Raw genomic sequence first — 16,992 nt, forward strand, 5'->3', positions numbered from 1 at the left:
CAGGTCGTCCGGGTTGAGCAGGGTGGTCCGGGTGTGCGCAGGGTGGTCCGGGGTCGAGCGGGGTCGAGCGGTCGCGGGCGGGGCCGCCGGCGGTCAGGTCCGGCTGTCAGGTACGGGGCGGTGCGGTGGAGGCGCGGGTGACCAGGTGGGTGGCCAGCTCGACCCGCTGGGTGGCCAGTTCGGCACCGGTGATCAGCTCGGTCAGCACCCGGCCGGCCATCCGGCCCATGTCGGCCAGCGGCTGGCAGACGGTGGTGAGCGGCGGTGAGGACCAGCGGGCCATCGGCAGGTCGTCGAAGCCGACCACGCTCAGGTCCCCGGGCACGGAGAGCCCGGCCTGCCGGGCGGCCTCCATGACCCCGAAGGCCTGCTCGTCGCTGCCGGCGAACACCGCCGTGGGCGGGTCGGGCAGCTCCAGCAGCCGGCGGGCCTGCTCGTAGCCGCCCTCGTGGTGGAAGTTGCCGTGGCGCAGCAGCTGCGGGTCGACGCCGATGCCGGCCCGGTCCAGGGCGGCGCGGTAGCCGTCGAGGCGGGCGCGGCTGCACAGGTAGGGCTCCGGCCCGCCGATGGCGGCGATCCGCCGGTGCCCCAGCTCGATGAGGTGCTCGGTGGCGGCCAGCCCGCCGGCCCAGTTGGTGGCGCCCACGCTCGGGACGTCCTGGCCGGGCATGTCGACCGGGTCGATGACGACCACCGGCAGCCGGGAGCGGCCCAGCCGGCGCTGGTCGGCCGGGGTGAGCCGGGAGGTGACCACGATGGCCCCGCGGCGCCCCCCGGCGATCAGCTGCTGCACCCAGTCGGTGCCGGGGGACTGGCTCAGCGCGTTGACCACCACCTCGAGCCCGCTCTCGGTGATCCCGCGCAGGATCTCGATCGCCCACGGGCTGTCCAGGGCGGTGAAGACGACGTCGACCAGCAGGCTCTCGGGGGCCTTGCGGTTCAGCGGCACGTAGTTGTGCTGCTCGAGCACCTTCTGCACGTGCGCCCGCGTGGCGGGGGCGACGTCCTGCTTGCCGTTGACCACCTTGGAGACGGTCGGCAGCGAGACGCCGGCCGCCGCGGCGATGCTCGCCAGCGTGGGTCGGCCCACCTGTGGGGCAGCCACCGTCGGTCCTCCCGGGTTCGGCATGGGGGCGCCGGCTGCGTCGGGAGGCTCGCCCGCGGCAGGGAGCACCGGGCGGGCCGGCGTCGCTGTCGGCGTGGAAGGGGATGCTAGCCACACATCAGCAATTATCGAAACTCCCCGGCCGACACGGTTCGTCACAACGGGTACAGACTGGGAACACGGAGGCGAATGTCACGGCTTGGACACCGTTTCGCCGCGTCCGACCCCCGTCGTTGACACGTCCGGTGACGTGTCTTACGTTCTCGCAACTGCCCGAAACTTTCGGTTTTCAACGACGAAACAGGAAGGTGCGTGGGATGAACTCCCGGCGTCTGACCCGTGTGGCCGCATCGGCCACGTCCCTCGTCCTCATCGGCTCCATGGCCGCCTGCGGGTCCTCGGGCCCCGGCGGTGGCGGTGGCGGTGGCGGCGACACCGCCCAGATCTGGGCCCTGCAGGACTCGGCCCTCCAGCCGATCCTCGAAGGCTCCATGGAGCGCTTCAACGAGCAGTCGGAGACCGGCGACGCCGAGCTCACGACGTTCGGCAACGACCCGTACAAGCAGCGGCTCCGGATCGCGATCGGCAGCCCCGACGCCCCCGACCTGTTCTTCAACTGGGGCGGTGGCAACCTCAAGGAGTACGTCGACGCCGGTGAGGTCGACGACCTGACCCCGCTGCTCGACGAGAACCCCGAGCTGCGCGACGCCTTCCTGCCGAGCGTCCTCGCGGGTGCCGAGCTCGACGGCAAGAACTACGGCCTGCCGATGCGCGGCATGCAGCCGGTCATCCTCTACTACAACCAGGCGGTCCTCGACGAGGCCGGCGTCTCGGTCCCGACCACCTGGGACGAGCTGCTCACCGCGGTCGACCAGCTGAAGGCGGCCGGCAAGACCCCGATCGCCCTGGCCGGCAACCAGCCGTGGACCGAGCTGATGTGGGCCGAGTACGTGCTCGACCGCGTCGGCGGGCCGCAGGTCTTCCAGAACATCCGGGACGACGCGGAGGGCGGCTGGAGCCAGCCCGAGGTGCTCGAGGCCATGACGATGCTGCAGGAGCTGATCCAGCGCGGCGGGTTCGGCACCGACTTCGCCTCGGTCGGCTACGACGTCGGTGGTGCCTCGACGATCCTCGCCCAGGGCGACGCCGGCTTCCACCTGATGGGTTCGTGGGAGTACACCAACCAGCTGGGTCAGAGCCCGGACTTCGTCAACAGCGGCGACCTGGGCTGGACGGTGTTCCCGGCGATCGAGGGCGGCGAGGGCGACCCGTCGAACCTGGTCGGCAACGTGTCGAACTTCTACTCCCTGACGTCGGACTCCAACAACAAGGAGACGGCGCAGGAGTACCTGGAGACGCAGCTCACCAACGAGGAGTACATCAACGACCTCATCGAGGCCGGCGACGTGCCCCCGATCGAGGGGATCCGCGACCAGCTCGCGGCCACCGAGAACGGTGACCACGCGACGTTCGTCTACGACGCCGCCCGGGACGCGAACAACTTCCAGCTCTCGTGGGACCAGGACCTCACCTCCGACGAGGCGACCGAGATGCTGGAGCAGCTGTCGCAGTTCTTCCTGGGTGAGGTCGACGCGCAGGGCTTCGTCGACGCCCTGGCCGACTGAGAGATCGAACGAGAACGGTAGATCATGAGTTCACGAGGGTCCTCCGTGGTGACCGGTCAGCAACGGCCGTCAGCCTGGTACGCCACACCGGCACTGCTCTTCTTCGGGTTGTTCGCGCTGGTGCCCATGGTGCTGGTCGTGTACCTCAGTTTCACGGACTGGAGGGGCTTCGGCTTCCCGGGCCTGTCCGGCACGGACAACTGGACCCGGCTGGTGCAGGACGGCGAAGCGCTCGACTCGCTGTGGCTGACCCTCGTGTTCATGGTCCTGTCGTGGGTCGTCCAGACCCCGATCGCACTGGTGATCGGGGTCTGGGCGGCCGGCAAGCAGCGGAACAGGGCCGTGCTGAGCACGCTGTTCTTCCTCCCGCTGCTGCTGTCCACCGCCGCCATCGCCCTGCTGTGGCGGTCGGTGCTGGACACCAACTTCGGGGTCACCCAGTCGCTGCCGCTGCTCGACCGGTTCAACTTCCTCGGTGACACCTCGATCGTGGTCTACACCGTGGTGTTCGTGGTCAGCTGGCAGTACATCCCGTTCCACACGCTGCTGTACCAAGCCGCCACGCGCGGCATCCCGGCCAGCCTCTACGAGGCCGCGACGATCGACGGCGCCGGGCGGTTCAAGCAGTTCTTCTCGATCACGCTGCCGCTGCTGCGCTACACGATCGTGACCTCGAGCGTGCTGATGCTGGTGGGCTCGTTCACCACCTTCGACACGATCCTGATCCTGACCGGCGGCGGCCCCGGCACCGCGACGCGTGTCGCGCCGCTGTACATGTACATCACCGGGTTCAGCGCCTACGAGCTCGGCTACGCCAGCGCCATCGCCGTGCTCCTGCTGGTGCTGGGTGCTGTGCTCTCCCTGGTCGTGACCAAGGCCACCGGCTTCCGTGACATGCAGAGCGAGCAGGAAGGGGTGTGACCGTGGCCCAGACCGCCGTCAACCCGGAGACCATCAGCGCACAACCGCCCTCCGCCCAGCCGTCGGGCCGCCGCCGCGGCAGTGCGGGCGGCCGCCGGGAGAAGCCCAACTACCTCGCCGGTGCACTCGCCACGCTGTGGCTGGTCATCGTCGCCGTCCCGCTCTACTACCTGGTGGCGGCCAGCTTCCGCACCCGCCAGGACTACCTGTCGACCAGCCCGCTGCGGCCGCCGGCCGACCCGACCGGCGAGAACTACACGACGGTCTTCGACGGCGGCTTCCTGACCTACCTGGTCAACACCGCGGTGGTCACGGTGGCCACCGTGGCGATCGTGGTCGGGCTGTGCGTCCCCGCGGCGTACGCGATCGCCCGGAACACCGGTCGGCTGGTGCAGCGCACCTTCTCCGTCATGCTGATCGGCCTGGCCATCCCGGCGCAGGCGACGATCATCCCGGTGTACCTGCTCATCACCCAGATGCGGCTCTACGACACCCTGCTGGCGATCATCCTGCCGACGGCGGCCTACGCCATGCCGGTGGCGCTGCTGGTGATGACCAACAGCCTGCGCGACGTCCCCAAGGAGCTGTACGAGGCCCAGACCCTCGACGGCGCCGGGCCCTTCGCCGTGCTGCGCAGCCTGGTGCTGCCGCTGGCCAAGCCGGCGATCACCACCATCTCGGTGTTCACCGCGCTGAACGCCTGGAACGGCTTCCTCTTCCCCCTGGTGCTCACCCAGTCCAAGGACACCCGGGTGCTCACGCTGGGCCTGTGGGACTTCCAGGGGCAGTTCGGCACCAACGTGCCCGGCCTGCTGGCGGCTGTCACGCTGTCGGTCGTCCCGATCTTCCTGCTGTACCTGTTCGGTCGGCGCTACCTGCTGGGCGGTCTGACGGCCGGCTTCGGCAAGTGACCGCCCGGTACACCTCCTGATCCACCAGCACTCGAGAGGACACTCCCTGATGACCGACCTGAAGCCCACGCGTGCGGACAAGTTCACCTTCGGGCTCTGGACCGTCGGCTGGCCGGCCGCCGACCCGTTCGGCACCGCCACCCGTGCGCCGGTCGACGTGGTCGAGTCGGTCCACCGCCTCGCCGAGATGGGTGCCTACGGCGTCACCTTCCACGACGACGACGTGATCCCGTTCGGCAGCGACACCGCCGCCCGCGACGCGCACATCAAGCGCTTCCGCGCCGCCATCGACGAGACCGGCCTGGTCGTCCCGATGGTGACGACGAACCTGTTCACCCACCCGGTGTTCAAGGAGGGCGGGCTCACCGCCAACGACCGCGAGGTGCGTCGCTACGCGATGCGCAAGGTCATGCGGAACATGGACCTGGCCGCCGAGCTCGGCGCCCAGACCTACGTGCTGTGGGGTGGGCGTGAGGGCGCCGAGGTCGACATGGCCAAGGACCTCATCGCCGCGCTGGACCGGTACGCCGAGGCGATCGACACCCTGGCCGCCTACTCCGAGGCCCGCGGCTACGGCCTGCGCTTCGCGCTGGAGCCCAAGCCCAACGAGCCCCGCGGCGACATCTTCCTGCCCACCATCGGGCACGCGCTGGGCTTCATCGCCAAGCTCGAGCACTCGCACCTGGTGGGGCTCAACCCGGAGACCGGGCACGAGCAGATGGCCAACCTGAACTTCACCCACGGCATCGCCGAGGCGCTGTGGGCGGGCAAGCTGTTCCACATCGACCTCAACGGCCAGCACGGGCCGAAGTTCGACCAGGACCTGGTCTTCGGCCACGGCGACCTGCTGCAGGCCTTCTCCACCGTCGACCTGCTGGAGAACGGCGGCGTCGACGGGGCCCCGGCCTACGACGGCCCGCGGCACTTCGACTACAAGCCGCTGCGCACCGAGGACATGGACGGCGTGTGGCGCTCGGCCGCGGCCAACATCCGCACCTACCTCCTGCTCAAGGAGCGGGCCGCGGCCTTCCGCGCCGACCCCGAGGTGCAGGAGGCGCTGGCCGCCGCCCGCGTGCCCGAGCTGCGCCAGTCCACCCTCGGCGCCGGTGAGAGCTTCGAGGACCTGCTGGCCGACCGTTCGGCGTTCGAGGACTTCGACGCCGAGGCCGTGGCCAAGCGCGGCGCCGGCGTGGTCCGCGTCGACCAGCTGATGATCGAGCACCTGCTCGGCGCTCGCTGATCGCATCGGGCCGGGCTGGGGCGAGGAGAGGACTGACGTGACGTTGGTGGCGGGGGTCGACTCGTCGACCCAGTCGTGCAAGGTCGTCGTGCGCGACGCCGAGAGCGGCGCCCTGGTCCGTGAGGGCCGGGCGTCGCACCCCGACGGCACGGAGGTCGATCCCGCCGCCTGGGAGGCGGCGCTGCGGGAGGCGATCGACTCGGCCGGTGGGCTGGGTGACGTCGCCGCGGTCGCCGTCGGCGGCCAGCAGCACGGCATGGTCTGCCTCGACGACGCCGGCCAGGTCGTGCGCCCGGCCCTGCTGTGGAACGACACCCGGTCGGCCGGCGCCGCCACCGACCTCATCGCCGAGCTCGGCGACGGGGACGACGGCGCCGGCCGCCGGGCCTGGGCGGACGCGGTCGGCCTGGTCCCGGTGGCCTCGTTCACCGTCACCAAGCTGCGCTGGCTCGCCCAGCACGAGCCGGACAACGCCGCGCGGACGGCGGCGGTCGCGCTGCCGCACGACTGGCTGACCTGGAAGCTGGCCGGCTCGCCGGGCCTGGACGCGCTGGTCACCGACCGGGGCGACGCCAGCGGTACGGGCTACTGGTCGCCGTTCACCGGCGACTACCGCACCGACCTGCTGGAGCGGGCCCTCGGGCACGCGCCGGTGCTGCCGCGCGTGCTGGGCCCGGCCGAGCGTGCCGGGCAGGTGGCCGCCGGTGCGCTGGCCGCCGACGGTGGTGCGCTGCTCGGCCCCGGTAGTGGCGACAACGCCGCGGCGGCGTTGGGCATCAACGCCGAGCCGGGGGACGTCGTCCTCTCCATCGGCACCTCCGGGGTGGTCTCCACGGTCTCCACCACCCCCTCGGCGGACCCCTCGGGCACCGTCGCCGGGTTCGCCGACGCCACCGGCAACTTCCTGCCCCTGGTGGTCACGCTGAACGCCGCCCGGGTGCTCGACGCCACCGCGCGGCTGCTCGGGGTCGACCACGACGAGCTCTCCCGGCTGGCGCTCACCGCACCGGCCGGCTCCGGCGGGCTGGTGATGGTCCCGTACCTGGAGGGGGAGCGGACCCCGGACCGCCCGCACGCCACCGGCGCCCTGCACGGCCTCACGCTGGCCACGAGCGACCCCGCGCACCTGGCGCGGGCCGCCGTCGAGGGGCTGCTGTGCGGCCTGGCCGACGGCCTGGAGGCGATCGCCGCCCTCGGCAACCCGGTCCGCCGGGTGCTGCTGGTCGGCGGCGGCGCGCGGTCGGAGGCGGTGCGCCGCCTCGCCCCCGCGGTGCTGGGTGTGCCGGTGCTCGTCCCCCCGCCGGGGGAGTACGTCGCCGACGGCGCCGCCCGCCAGGCAGCCTGGACCCTCGCCGGCGGCGACACCCCGCCGGTCTGGCCCACCACGAGCACCGAGACCTACGAGGCCGACGCGGTCCCGCACGTGCGGGAGCGCTACGCCGAGGTCCGGGACATGACCGCCGCGCGGGTGTGACCCGCGCGACGTCCGGCACCCGTCAGGGTGCATGATCAACCCTGCACCACCGTGACCCACCCCACTCGGATCGTCCGGCACGTTCCTGCCGGTAGGAGGACCACAATGGCGTCTGTCACCTACGACCACGCGACCCGTCTCTACGCCGGGGCCCAGCGCCCCGCGGTGGACGCGATCAACCTGGAGATCGAGGACGGGGAGTTCCTCGTGCTCGTCGGCCCCTCGGGCTGCGGGAAGTCCACCTCGCTGCGCATGCTCGCGGGCCTGGAGGAGATCGACGGCGGGCGCATCCTGATCGGCGGGCGGGACGTCACCGACGTCCCCGCCAAGGACCGCGACATCGCCATGGTGTTCCAGAACTACGCGCTCTACCCGCACATGACCGTGGCGGACAACATGGGCTTCGCGCTCAAGATGGCCGGCGTGAGCAAGGAGGACCGTCGCTCCCGGGTGGAGGAGGCGGCCCGTCTGCTGGACCTCGAGCCCTACCTGGACCGCAAGCCGAAGGCGCTGTCCGGTGGCCAGCGGCAGCGCGTCGCCATGGGCCGTGCCATCGTCCGCAGCCCGCAGGTGTTCCTGATGGACGAGCCGCTGTCCAACCTCGACGCCAAGCTGCGCGTGCAGACCCGCACCCAGATCGCCTCGCTGCAGCGCCGCCTGGGCGTCACCACGGTCTACGTCACCCACGACCAGACCGAGGCCATGACCATGGGCGACCGGGTCGCCGTGCTCAAGGACGGGCTGCTCATGCAGGTCGGCAAGCCCCGCGAGCTCTACGACCAGCCCAAGAACGTCTTCGTGGCCGGCTTCATCGGCTCCCCGGCGATGAACCTGTTCGACCTGGACGTCGTCGACGGCGGCGTGTCCTTCGGTGACACCGTCTACCCGGTCCCGCGCGAGCTGCTGGGCCAGGCCGCCGGCAAGGTCACCGTCGGCATCCGGCCCGAGGACGTCGAGTTCTCCGACCACGGCCTGACCGTCGAGGTCGACGTCGTCGAGGTGCTCGGCGCCGACGCCTACGTCTACGGGCGCACCAAGCTCGGCGACGGCGAGCACGACATCATCGCCCGCGCCGACGGCCGCACCCCGCCGCAGAAGGGCGACGTGATGCACGTCAGCCCGCGCCGTGGCCACGTGCACCTGTTCGACTCCACGAGCGGCGAGCGCATCGGATGACGGTGCTCCCCACGGGGCAGCAGTACCTGCTCTCCTGCGCCGGAGCGGAGGTGACCGTCGTCGAGGTGGGCGGCGGGCTGCGCACCTACCGCTCCGGCGGCCGGGAGGTCGTCGACGGGTACGCCGAGCACGAGCTCGCGGAGTACGGCCGCGGGCACGTGCTCGCCCCCTGGCCCAACCGGCTGCGCGACGGCCGCTACACCTGGGACGGCGTCGAGCAGCAGCTGCCGCTCGACGAACCCGAGGTGGCCAACGCGATCCACGGGCTGGTCCGGTTCGTCAGCTGGTCGGTGGTCGACCGCGCCAGCGACTCGATCACGCTGGAGCACCTGCTGCACCCGCAGCCGGGCTACCCGTTCGCGCTGCGGCTGCGGGTGGGCTACGAGCTGTCGCCCGACGGGCTCACGGTCACCACGACCGCGACCAACGAGGGCGACACCGCGCTGCCCTACGGCGAGGGGCACCACCCTTACCTCGCCGCGGGGCCGGGGCTGCGGGTCGACGACTGCACGGTCGTCGCCCCCGGCGCCACCCGGGTGGAGACCGACGAGCGCGGCATCCCCACCGGTTCGGCGAAGGTCGAGGGCACCGAGTACGACCTGCGGGCGGGCCGGCTCATCGGTGAACTGCGGATCGACCACGCCTTCACCGACCTCGAGCGCGGAACCGACGGGCTCGCCGAGGTGCGGCTCACCGGCCCGGACGGGCGGGGCGCGGCCGTCTGGATGGACGGCAGCTACGACCACGTGCAGGTCTTCACCGGCGACGTCGTCGTCGGGCCCCGCCGCCGCGGTGGCCTGGCGGTGGAGCCGATGACCTGCCCGCCCAACGCCCTGCAGACGGGCGAGGGCGTCCGCCGGCTGGAGCCGGGGGAGACCGCCACCGGCCGCTGGGGCATCCGCCCGATCGGCTGACCACCACCCCCGGGACGGCTGCCCGACGGCCGCCGTCCCGGGGAGGTGGCGGGGCCTCCCTAGACTCGACCGAGGTGCGCGGCGATCCGCGGGCCGACGCGATCGAGGAGAGTGCCGTGGCCGTCCGAGCCATCCGGGGTGCGACGCAGGTGGCCGCCGACGACCGGGACGAGGTCCTGGAGGCCACCCGGGAACTGGTGTCCACCGTGCTGGAACGCAACCAGCTGACGTCGCCGGACCTGATCAGCATCCTGTTCACCGCCACCCCCGACCTGGTGTCGGAGTTCCCGGCGCTGGCCGCCCGCGAGCTGGGCCTGGGGGACGTGCCGCTGATGTGCGCCACGGAGATCGCCGTCCCGCACGCGCTGCCGCGGGTCCTCCGGCTGATGGCGCACGTCGACACCCCGCTGAGCCGGGCAGAGGTCCAGCACGTCTACCTGCGGGGCGCCGTCGCGCTGCGCCGGGACATCGCGCAGTGAGCGGGCATCGCAGCGAGGAACGAGCGAGAAGTGAGGACGGTGCAGTGAGCGAGTTCGGGTTCCGCGGGCAGGTGACCCTCGACGGGCCCTCGGGCACGGGGAAGTCCAGCGTCGCCCGGGCGGTCGCGACCCGGCTGGGCGCCGACTACCTCGACACCGGCGCCATGTACCGCGCCGCGACGGTGGCCGTGCTGGACGCCGGGGTCGACCTGGACGACGCCGACGGCATCACCCGCGCCGTTGCGGCGGCCGACATCCGCATCGGCACGTCGGCGGCCGCCGAGCTGGTCCTCGTGGACGGCGTGGACGTCGCCGAGCGCATCCGGGGGGCCGAGGTGACCCGGGCGGTGTCCCCGGTGTCCGCCGTCCCGGCCGTGCGGCGGCTCCTGGTCGACCGGCAGCGTGCGCTGGTCGCCGCCGCCGACGCCGTGGTGGTGGAGGGCCGGGACATCGGCACGGTCGTGCTGCCCGACGCCACCTGCAAGATCTACCTGACCGCCGCCCCGGAGGTGCGCGCCGAACGGCGTGCCGGGCAGCTCGGGGTGAGCGACCCCGCGCGCATCGCCCAGATCGCCGCCGACCTGCGGCGTCGGGACGAGTACGACAGCAGCCGGGCAGACAGCCCGCTGCGCCCGGCCGAGGACGCGATCGTCGTCGACAGCACCGGGCTGGACCGCGAGGCCGTGGTCGAGCGCGTGCTCGACCTGGCCGGCACAGCAGTGGGAGACCCCGCATGAGCACCACCGACCCGGCGCCGATCGGCGCCGACGAGCACGCCACCGGCCAGGACGACACCGAGCACACCGGGCCGATGCCCGTGGTGGCCGTCGTCGGCCGCCCCAACGTGGGCAAGTCGACGCTGGTCAACCGCTTCCTGGGCCGCCGGGCGGCGGTGGTGCAGGACGTCCCCGGCGTCACCCGCGACCGGATCTCCTACCAGGCGCTGTGGAACGGCCGGTCGTTCATGGTCATGGACACCGGTGGTTGGGAGCCGAAGGCCAGCGGCATGGCGGCCTCCATCGCCCGGCAGGCCGAGTACGCGATGAAGACCGCCGACGTCATCGTGCTGGTCGTCGACTCCTCCGTCGGCGTGACCGACACCGACCTCGCGGCGGCCCGGGTGCTCCGGCGCAGCGACCGGCCGGTGATCCTGGTGGCCAACAAGGTCGACGACGAGCGCGGCGAGGCCAACGCCGCCGAGCTGTGGTCGCTGGGCCTGGGCGAGCCGTTCTCGGTGAGCGCCCTGCACGGCCGGGGGAGCGGTGACCTGCTCGACCTGGTCCTCGACGCCCTCCCGGAGGCCCCGCGGGAGCAGGAGGAGACCGGTGGTCCCCGTCGCGTCGCGCTCGTCGGCCGGCCGAACGTCGGCAAGTCCAGCCTGATCAACCGGCTGGCCAAGGAGGAGCGCTCGGTCGTCGACTCCGTCGCCGGCACCACCGTGGACCCGGTGGACTCCATCGTCTCCCTGGGTGGCGAGGAGTGGCGTTTCGTCGACACTGCCGGGCTGCGCCGGCGGGTCACCACCGCCAGCGGCACCGAGTACTACGCCAGCCTCCGCACCGAGGCCGCGATCGAGGCCGCGGAGGTCGCGGTCGTGCTGCTCGCCGCGGACGAGGTGATCAGCGAGCAGGACCAGCGGGTGATCACTCAGGTGATCGAGGCCGGCCGGGCGCTGGTGATCGCCTTCAACAAGTGGGACACCCTCGACGAGGACCGGCACGCCCAGCTGGAGCGGGAGATCGACCGCGACCTCGCGCGGATCACCTGGGCCAGCCGGGTGAACATCTCCGCGGCCACCGGCCGGGGCGTGAACAAGCTGGCCGGGCACCTGAAGACCGCCCTCGCCGGCTGGGAGACCCGGGTGCCCACCGCCGAGCTCAACACCTTCATCCGGGCCCTGGTGCAGGAGACGCCGCCGCCGGCCCGCGGCGGGCGCGCCCCGAAGATCAAGTACGTCACGCAGGCCGACATCCGGCCGCCCCGGTTCGTGGTGTTCTCGACCGGCTTCCTGGAGCCCGGGTACCGCCGGTTCCTGGAGCGGAAGCTGCGCGAGCGCTTCGGCTTCGCCGGCACGCCGATCGACGTGTCGGTCAAGGTGCGCGAGAGCAAGGCGCGCGACCGCAGGGGCTGACCCGCCCGGCGGGGCGGCCGAGCGGGTGCGGTAACCTGCTCGGGCAGCGATCGGGGCTGGCCGGGTCACCCGGAAGGCAACGACGCTCGGGCTGTAGCGCAGCTTGGTAGCGCACTTGACTGGGGGTCAAGGGGTCGCAGGTTCAAATCCTGTCAGCCCGACAGAAGAAGTCGCAGGTCAGAGGCCGTTTCCGGGGGACCGGGAGCGGCCTCTGCTGCTTCATTGGACGGTTTGGCCACCATCCGATCCGGTACGGCAGCGGTGGCCAGGGCGCGGTCCTCCGTCCGTGCGCCGGCCGCGCTGCGGCGCACGTCCGGCTGAGCCCGACGGGGCGAGCGAGCGGGACCAGCGGGTGACCTCGCCCGGATCTCCGCTCGCGTGACCACCCGCGGACACCGGATCGACCTGCGTACCGCCGGCCTGCTCGGGGCCGGTGGATCCGGGCCGGAGGTCCCTGCCGGAGGTGCCGCGCGGCACCGGCCCCGTAGGCGCCCCTCGGCCACGGTGGGGACAGGCGCTCGCGCACCGGAGGAGGCCGCCATGGAGGAACAGTCGCCGCTGCCACCCGCCGAGGCCTGGCGCGCGGTCGCTCGCTGCGTGCTGCGCTGCCCCCGCAGCTGATCCTGGGGGCGTGCAACCCGCCGCTGGCACACCGCGGCCTGGCAGGCGGAGCCCGACCTCGGTCTGCTGCTGCCCTGCAACGTGGTGGTCCGGCAGACCGACGGCGGTGCGATCCAGTTGTCCGCCCTGGACCCCGAGGTCATGGTCCGGGTGACCGGCCGTCCCGAGCTCGGGCCGATGGCCCAGGAGGCGGGGACCCGGCTCCGGGCCGCGCTGGCCACGGTCGCGGCCGGTCGCTGACCGCCGCGCCGGCTCGTCAGCGGAGCTGGCCGAGCAGCCCGGCGCCGGCCTGGACCAGGGTGAAGGCCGCGACGGCGAACACCAGGACGGCGAACCAGCGGCGCAGCCGGGCGGTGTCGACCCGGGCGGCGAGGCGGCCCGCGGCGAGCCCGGCGAGCACCGCGGCCGTGGCGAACGTGACCGTGACCGGCACGTCCAGCGGAGCCTCGCCGGCGTGGGCGGCGAACCCCGCGGCGGAGTTGACCGCGACGATGAGCAGGGAGGTGCCGATCGCGGTGGTCATCGGCAGCCCCAGCGCGATGACCAGCACCGGGATGACGAGGAAGCCGCCGCCCACGCCGAGCAGGCCGGTGAGGAACCCGACGACCAGGCCGCCCGCCAGCGTGCGGGGCAGACAGCGGCGCCAGTCGACGCGGCCCCCGTCGGTGGCGCAGGCGGCACCGGTGGCCGGCTTCTCCGACAGCATCCGCACCCCGGCGGCGATCATCAGGGCGGCGAACAGGACGAGGACGACGTCGTCGGGCAGCAGCCGGTTGACCGCGGCTCCGGCGAAGGCGGTGGCGGCCCCGGCCGCCCCGAACAACGTCCCGACGCGCCAGGCGATCTGGCCGGCCCGGAGCCGGGGCAGCAGCGCCACCAGGGAGGTGGTGCCGACCACCAGCAGTGAGGTGGCGACCGCCTGCGGCAGGTCCTGCCCGGCGGCGAACACCAGCGCGGGGACGGCGAGGACCGACCCGCCGCCGCCCAGCAGGCCCACCAGTGCCCCGATGAGCAGGCCCAGGGCGGCCGCGACGATCACGACGCGGTGTGGCCGGCCGACCGCAGCGCCTGCACGGCGGTGGGCAGGGTCACCGGGTGGTCGCTGCGGTTGTACGGCAGCTTCGACAGCGCGGCGCCCATCGCACAGGTGTCGGTGAGTGCGGCCGTGGTCAGGCCGGCACCGACGGCGCCGGCGAGGAACCGGGCTCGGGGGAAACGCAGGCTGGCCAGGACGCTGCCCGCCACCAGGCCGCCGGCGACCAGGCGGACCTGGCGCTCCAGGGCCCAGCGGGGCCGGCCGCGGCGGACCGGCTGGCCGGCGGTGGTGTGGGCGGCGATGCCGCCGTCGAGGACGGTCAGCTGCTGGACTCCCGCGGTGGAGAGCGCGGCATGGGCGGTGCGAGCCCGGGTGCCGGCCTGGCAGACCAGCACCACCGGGCCGGCCAGCTCACCGGCCAGGTCGGTGGCCTGCTGCTGGACCAGGGGCAGCGGGATGTTGATCGAGCCGGGGATGTGTGCGGTCTCGTACTCGGCCGGGGTGCGGACGTCGATGAGGGTCGGTGCGATGTGTCCGGCGAGCCGGTCGGCCAGCTCGGTCGGGGTGATCAGGGCGGTGGGGCGGGGGGTCACGGGCGAGTCGTCCTCTGGATCGGTCAGACGGTGGCGGGCTCGGCGTGCAGGCCGGCGGCGGCCGCACCGGTGTGCTCGTCGCCGTAGCCGCCGTCGACCAGCACCGGCCGTCGGCCGGCGCGGGCGAGCAGGGAGGCGGCGATGGAGGCGCGGTAGCCCGAGCCGCAGTACACCCACACGTCGCCGGGCGGGACGTCGTCGAGACGGTCGGCCAGCGCGTGGATCGGGATGTGCAACGACCCCCGGACCCCGCCGCCGGCGCGTTCGTCGGCGCGGCGGGCGTCCAGCACCACCAGGTCCGGGTCGGCGGCCATCGCCGCGGCCAGGCCGGTGAAGTCGCTGACCTGGTAGGAGGCGAGCTCCCGGCCGGTGGCCAGCGCCTCGGGGCTGCCGATCGCGGCACCGGCGAGCCGGTCGATGCCGATGCGGACCAGCTCGCGGCGCGCGGCGGCGACCTGTTCCGGGGTCTCCCCGATCAGGGTGATCGGGGAGCCCCACGGGACGAGCCAGCCGACGTAGGTGACGAAGTTGGCGATGGCCAGCTCGAAGTTCAGCGCGCCGGGCAGGTGACCGTGCGCGAACGCGGTGCGGCTGCGCAGGTCGATCACCCACTCACCGGCGGCCAGCCGGTCGGCGAGCTCGGCTGGCTCGACCCGCCGGGGCGCGGAGAGGTCCACCGGCGTGGGGCCGGCGGCGTTGGTCGGGCCCATGTGGCTGTACCACGCCGGGATGGCGGTGAGGCCGGCGATGAGCTGGTCGACGAAGGTCTGCTCGTCCTGGGTGAGCGCCGGGTTCACCTGCGCCTGCTCGCCGACGGTGGAGGAGTCCCCGCTGGTCGGCGTGGCTGCGCAGAACGAGCCGAAGCCGTGACTGGGGAACACCGGGGTGCCGGCGGGCAGCTCGTCGACCAGCCGGCGGACCGAGTGGTACTGGGCGTGGGTGAGCTCGTCGGTGTGCTCGGGGCCGACCAGGTCGGTGCGGCCGGTCGAGCCGTAGAGCATCGAACCGCCGGTGAACACCGCCTGCACGGCGCCGTCGGCGTCGGCGAGCACGTAGCTGACGTGGTGGTGGGTGTGCCCCGGGGTGTGCATCACCCGCAGCCGCATCGGGCCGGCGGCGAGCACGTCGCCGTCGGCGACCGCGGTCCGTTCGAAGGCGACGGTGTCCCCGGCGGGCACGGCGTACTCGGCGCCGACGGCGCGCGCCAGCTCCAACCCGCCGCTGACGTAGTCGTTGTGGAGGTGCGATTCGCACACCAGGGTGATGCGGGCGTCGCGCTTCCCGGCCAGCGCCAGCACCCGGTCGATGTCGCGCTGCGGGTCGATGACCACACCGACACCGCCGTCGCTGACCAGATAGCTGCGATCGCCGAGGCCGGTGGTCTCGATGACGTCGATCTGCACGTGGATCTCCTCGGTACGGTACGGGGTAGGGGTATACGGGAGGGAAACGAAGGGACGGGCGGGTCAGCGGGTGGCGACCGGCCGGCCGTCCGCGGTCCAGGCGGTCATCCCGCCGGCGAGGTCGGCGACGTCGTAGCCCTGGGCGGCCAGGAGCTGCGCGGCCCGGGAGCTGCGCCCGCCACTGCGGCAGACGGTGATGACCGGCCGGCCGCGGTCGAGCTCCACGCTGCGCGCGGCCAGCTGGCCCAGCGGGATGTGCGTGCTGCCCGCGATGCGGCCTGCGGCGACCTCGTCGGCCTCACGCACGTCGAGGAGGACGGCCTCGGCGCGGTCGGCGACCTGGGCGGGGGTGAGCTGGGGGATCTGGGGGATCTGGGGGTCCATGGTGACTCCAGGTGTCGGGGGCGGTCAGGCGAGGGAGAGGAAGAGGCGCTCGAGCTCGCGCAGGTCCACCGCACGGGCCTCGCCGTCCTCGTCGGTCGAGCAGTGGCGCATCCCCGTGGAGACGACGGCGGAGCCGGCCTTGCTCAGCGCCTTCGACGCCGCGGCCAGCTGGGTGACCACGGCCGAGCAGTCCCGGCCGTCCTCGATCATCTCCACGATCCCGCCGAGCTGTCCCTCGATGCGCTTGAGGCGCTTCACGACGTCGGCCAGCTCTCCCGCGGGGATGTCCACGTCCTCCATCATGCATACCCCCGGGGGTATGTGCAAGCGGCCGGTCCCACGGTCACACAGCCCGCTGCGAGGGCACGCGCGCCGATTCGCGGTGGGAAAGGCCGACGAGCACCAGCAGCGTCGCCCCGACCGTGACGCCGGCCGCGGCACCGCCGACGACGTCCAGCGGCGCGTGCGCGCCGAGGTGCAGCCGGGCGACGCTGGTCAGCACGGCCAGCGACACCGCGACGGCCCGCCAGCCCGGCCGGAGGTGCGGCCACAGCAGGACGGCGGCCCCGAAGGCGATCAGCGCGTGCCCGGAGGGGAAGGAAGCCCCGGCGGCGGGGACGTCCCGGAGCACCGCCCCGGCGATCGTGCTGCCGGGCCGTTCCCGGTGCACCAGCTCCTTGAGCAGCCCGTGCTCCACCAGCAGCTTGACCGGCGGCAGCAGGGCCAGGGACAGCACCAGCCGCCCGCGCCGGTACGCCGCCGCCCCGATGGCGACGACCAGCGGCAGCCCGAGTACGCCCAGCAGCTGGAACGCCCACAGCGCACCCGTCACGGAGCCCGGCCAGTCGTTGACCCAGTGGAACACCGCCGCCTCCGCGGGGCCCACCCGGCCGTCGGCGACGGCGAGGCTGCACAGCGCCGTGACGCCGCTCCCGGCCAGCGCGGTCAGCAGGGCGGCCCGCCGCCGGCCGCTCACCTC

General features: G+C 73.2%; 17 protein-coding genes, 1 tRNA gene and 1 pseudogene. 12 read left to right on the forward strand and 7 right to left on the reverse strand.

Going from position 1 to position 16,992, the window contains the following annotated elements; genetic code table 11:
• Positions 1-106: 106 nt before the first annotated feature.
• Entirely contained in the window at positions 107-1,105 is a 999-nt protein-coding gene (locus JD78_RS05855) for a LacI family DNA-binding transcriptional regulator (RefSeq protein ID WP_153361616.1), read from the reverse strand.
• A 317-nt stretch (positions 1,106-1,422) separates the two neighbouring features.
• Between JD78_RS05855 and JD78_RS05860 the strand changes: the two genes are divergently transcribed.
• The 12 genes and pseudogenes from JD78_RS05860 to JD78_RS21685 all read left to right on the forward strand — a co-directional run.
• Positions 1,423-2,730, forward strand: coding sequence for an ABC transporter substrate-binding protein (locus JD78_RS05860; protein WP_228395307.1), 1,308 nt, complete (start codon positions 1,423-1,425; stop codon positions 2,728-2,730).
• Between the two features lie 24 nt (positions 2,731-2,754).
• Complete coding sequence (locus JD78_RS05865) at positions 2,755-3,651, forward strand: carbohydrate ABC transporter permease (RefSeq protein ID WP_153361617.1); 897 nt, start codon at positions 2,755-2,757, stop codon at positions 3,649-3,651.
• 2 nt (positions 3,652-3,653) lie between these two features.
• Positions 3,654-4,562 (forward strand): carbohydrate ABC transporter permease, encoded by a 909-nt coding sequence (locus JD78_RS05870; RefSeq protein ID WP_228395308.1) that lies wholly within the window; start codon positions 3,654-3,656, stop codon positions 4,560-4,562.
• 49 nt (positions 4,563-4,611) lie between these two features.
• Positions 4,612-5,802 (forward strand): xylose isomerase, encoded by a 1,191-nt coding sequence (xylA, locus tag JD78_RS05875; RefSeq protein ID WP_166521026.1) that lies wholly within the window; start codon positions 4,612-4,614, stop codon positions 5,800-5,802.
• Positions 5,803-5,839: 37 nt separating this feature from the next.
• Positions 5,840-7,276, forward strand: coding sequence for a xylulokinase (gene xylB / locus JD78_RS05880; protein WP_153361937.1), 1,437 nt, complete (start codon positions 5,840-5,842; stop codon positions 7,274-7,276).
• A 105-nt stretch (positions 7,277-7,381) separates the two neighbouring features.
• The gene (locus tag JD78_RS05885) at positions 7,382-8,452 is read left to right on the forward strand and encodes an ABC transporter ATP-binding protein (protein ID WP_153361936.1); all 1,071 of its coding nucleotides are present in this window, start codon (positions 7,382-7,384) and stop codon (positions 8,450-8,452) included.
• Positions 8,449-9,366 carry an aldose 1-epimerase family protein gene (locus JD78_RS05890; protein WP_153361935.1) on the forward strand — a complete coding sequence of 306 codons (918 nt, stop codon included), beginning with the start codon at positions 8,449-8,451 and terminating at the stop codon, positions 9,364-9,366. The genes JD78_RS05885 and JD78_RS05890 overlap by 4 nt, the downstream gene beginning before the upstream one ends.
• Before the next feature lie 116 nt (positions 9,367-9,482).
• On the forward strand, positions 9,483-9,845 hold the full coding sequence (gene aroH / locus JD78_RS05895; RefSeq protein ID WP_153361934.1) for a chorismate mutase: 363 nt from the start codon (positions 9,483-9,485) through the stop codon (positions 9,843-9,845).
• 44 nt (positions 9,846-9,889) lie between these two features.
• Positions 9,890-10,582: a (d)CMP kinase gene (gene cmk, locus JD78_RS05900; protein ID WP_153361933.1), complete on the forward strand. Its 693-nt coding sequence runs from the start codon at positions 9,890-9,892 to the stop codon at positions 10,580-10,582.
• Positions 10,579-11,976, forward strand: coding sequence for a ribosome biogenesis GTPase Der (der, locus tag JD78_RS05905; protein ID WP_228395347.1), 1,398 nt, complete (start codon positions 10,579-10,581; stop codon positions 11,974-11,976). The genes cmk and der overlap by 4 nt, the downstream gene beginning before the upstream one ends.
• Positions 11,977-12,063: 87 nt before the next feature.
• Positions 12,064-12,137 (forward strand) — tRNA-Pro (locus JD78_RS05910).
• 505 nt (positions 12,138-12,642) lie between these two features.
• Positions 12,643-12,837 (forward strand): annotated as a pseudogene (locus JD78_RS21685) (DUF302 domain-containing protein); the annotation flags it as partial.
• A gap of 16 nt (positions 12,838-12,853) precedes the next feature.
• Here JD78_RS21685 and JD78_RS05920 read toward each other — a convergent pair.
• The 6 genes from JD78_RS05920 to JD78_RS05945 all read right to left on the reverse strand — a co-directional run bounded on the left by JD78_RS05920 (position 12,854) and on the right by JD78_RS05945 (position 16,989).
• Positions 12,854-13,636 carry a sulfite exporter TauE/SafE family protein gene (locus JD78_RS05920; protein WP_153361932.1) on the reverse strand — a complete coding sequence of 261 codons (783 nt, stop codon included), beginning with the start codon at positions 13,634-13,636 and terminating at the stop codon, positions 12,854-12,856.
• Positions 13,633-14,226 carry a rhodanese-like domain-containing protein gene (locus JD78_RS05925; protein ID WP_208103995.1) on the reverse strand — a complete coding sequence of 198 codons (594 nt, stop codon included), beginning with the start codon at positions 14,224-14,226 and terminating at the stop codon, positions 13,633-13,635. The genes JD78_RS05920 and JD78_RS05925 overlap by 4 nt, the downstream gene beginning before the upstream one ends.
• A gap of 23 nt (positions 14,227-14,249) precedes the next feature.
• A complete protein-coding gene (locus tag JD78_RS05930; protein WP_153361931.1) occupies positions 14,250-15,629 on the reverse strand; it encodes an MBL fold metallo-hydrolase in 1,380 nt (459 codons plus the stop codon).
• Between the two features lie 63 nt (positions 15,630-15,692).
• On the reverse strand, positions 15,693-16,013 hold the full coding sequence (locus tag JD78_RS05935; protein WP_153361930.1) for a rhodanese-like domain-containing protein: 321 nt from the start codon (positions 16,011-16,013) through the stop codon (positions 15,693-15,695).
• A gap of 24 nt (positions 16,014-16,037) precedes the next feature.
• Positions 16,038-16,304, reverse strand: a complete 267-nt coding sequence (locus tag JD78_RS05940; RefSeq protein ID WP_481822772.1) for a metal-sensitive transcriptional regulator — start codon at positions 16,302-16,304, stop codon at positions 16,038-16,040.
• A 52-nt stretch (positions 16,305-16,356) separates the two neighbouring features.
• On the reverse strand, positions 16,357-16,989 hold the full coding sequence (locus JD78_RS05945) for a phosphatase PAP2 family protein (protein ID WP_153361928.1): 633 nt from the start codon (positions 16,987-16,989) through the stop codon (positions 16,357-16,359).
• Positions 16,990-16,992 lie beyond the last annotated feature (3 nt).

It is taken from the genome of Modestobacter roseus (assembly GCF_007994135.1).
Taxonomy (GTDB): domain Bacteria; phylum Actinomycetota; class Actinomycetes; order Mycobacteriales; family Geodermatophilaceae; genus Modestobacter; species Modestobacter roseus.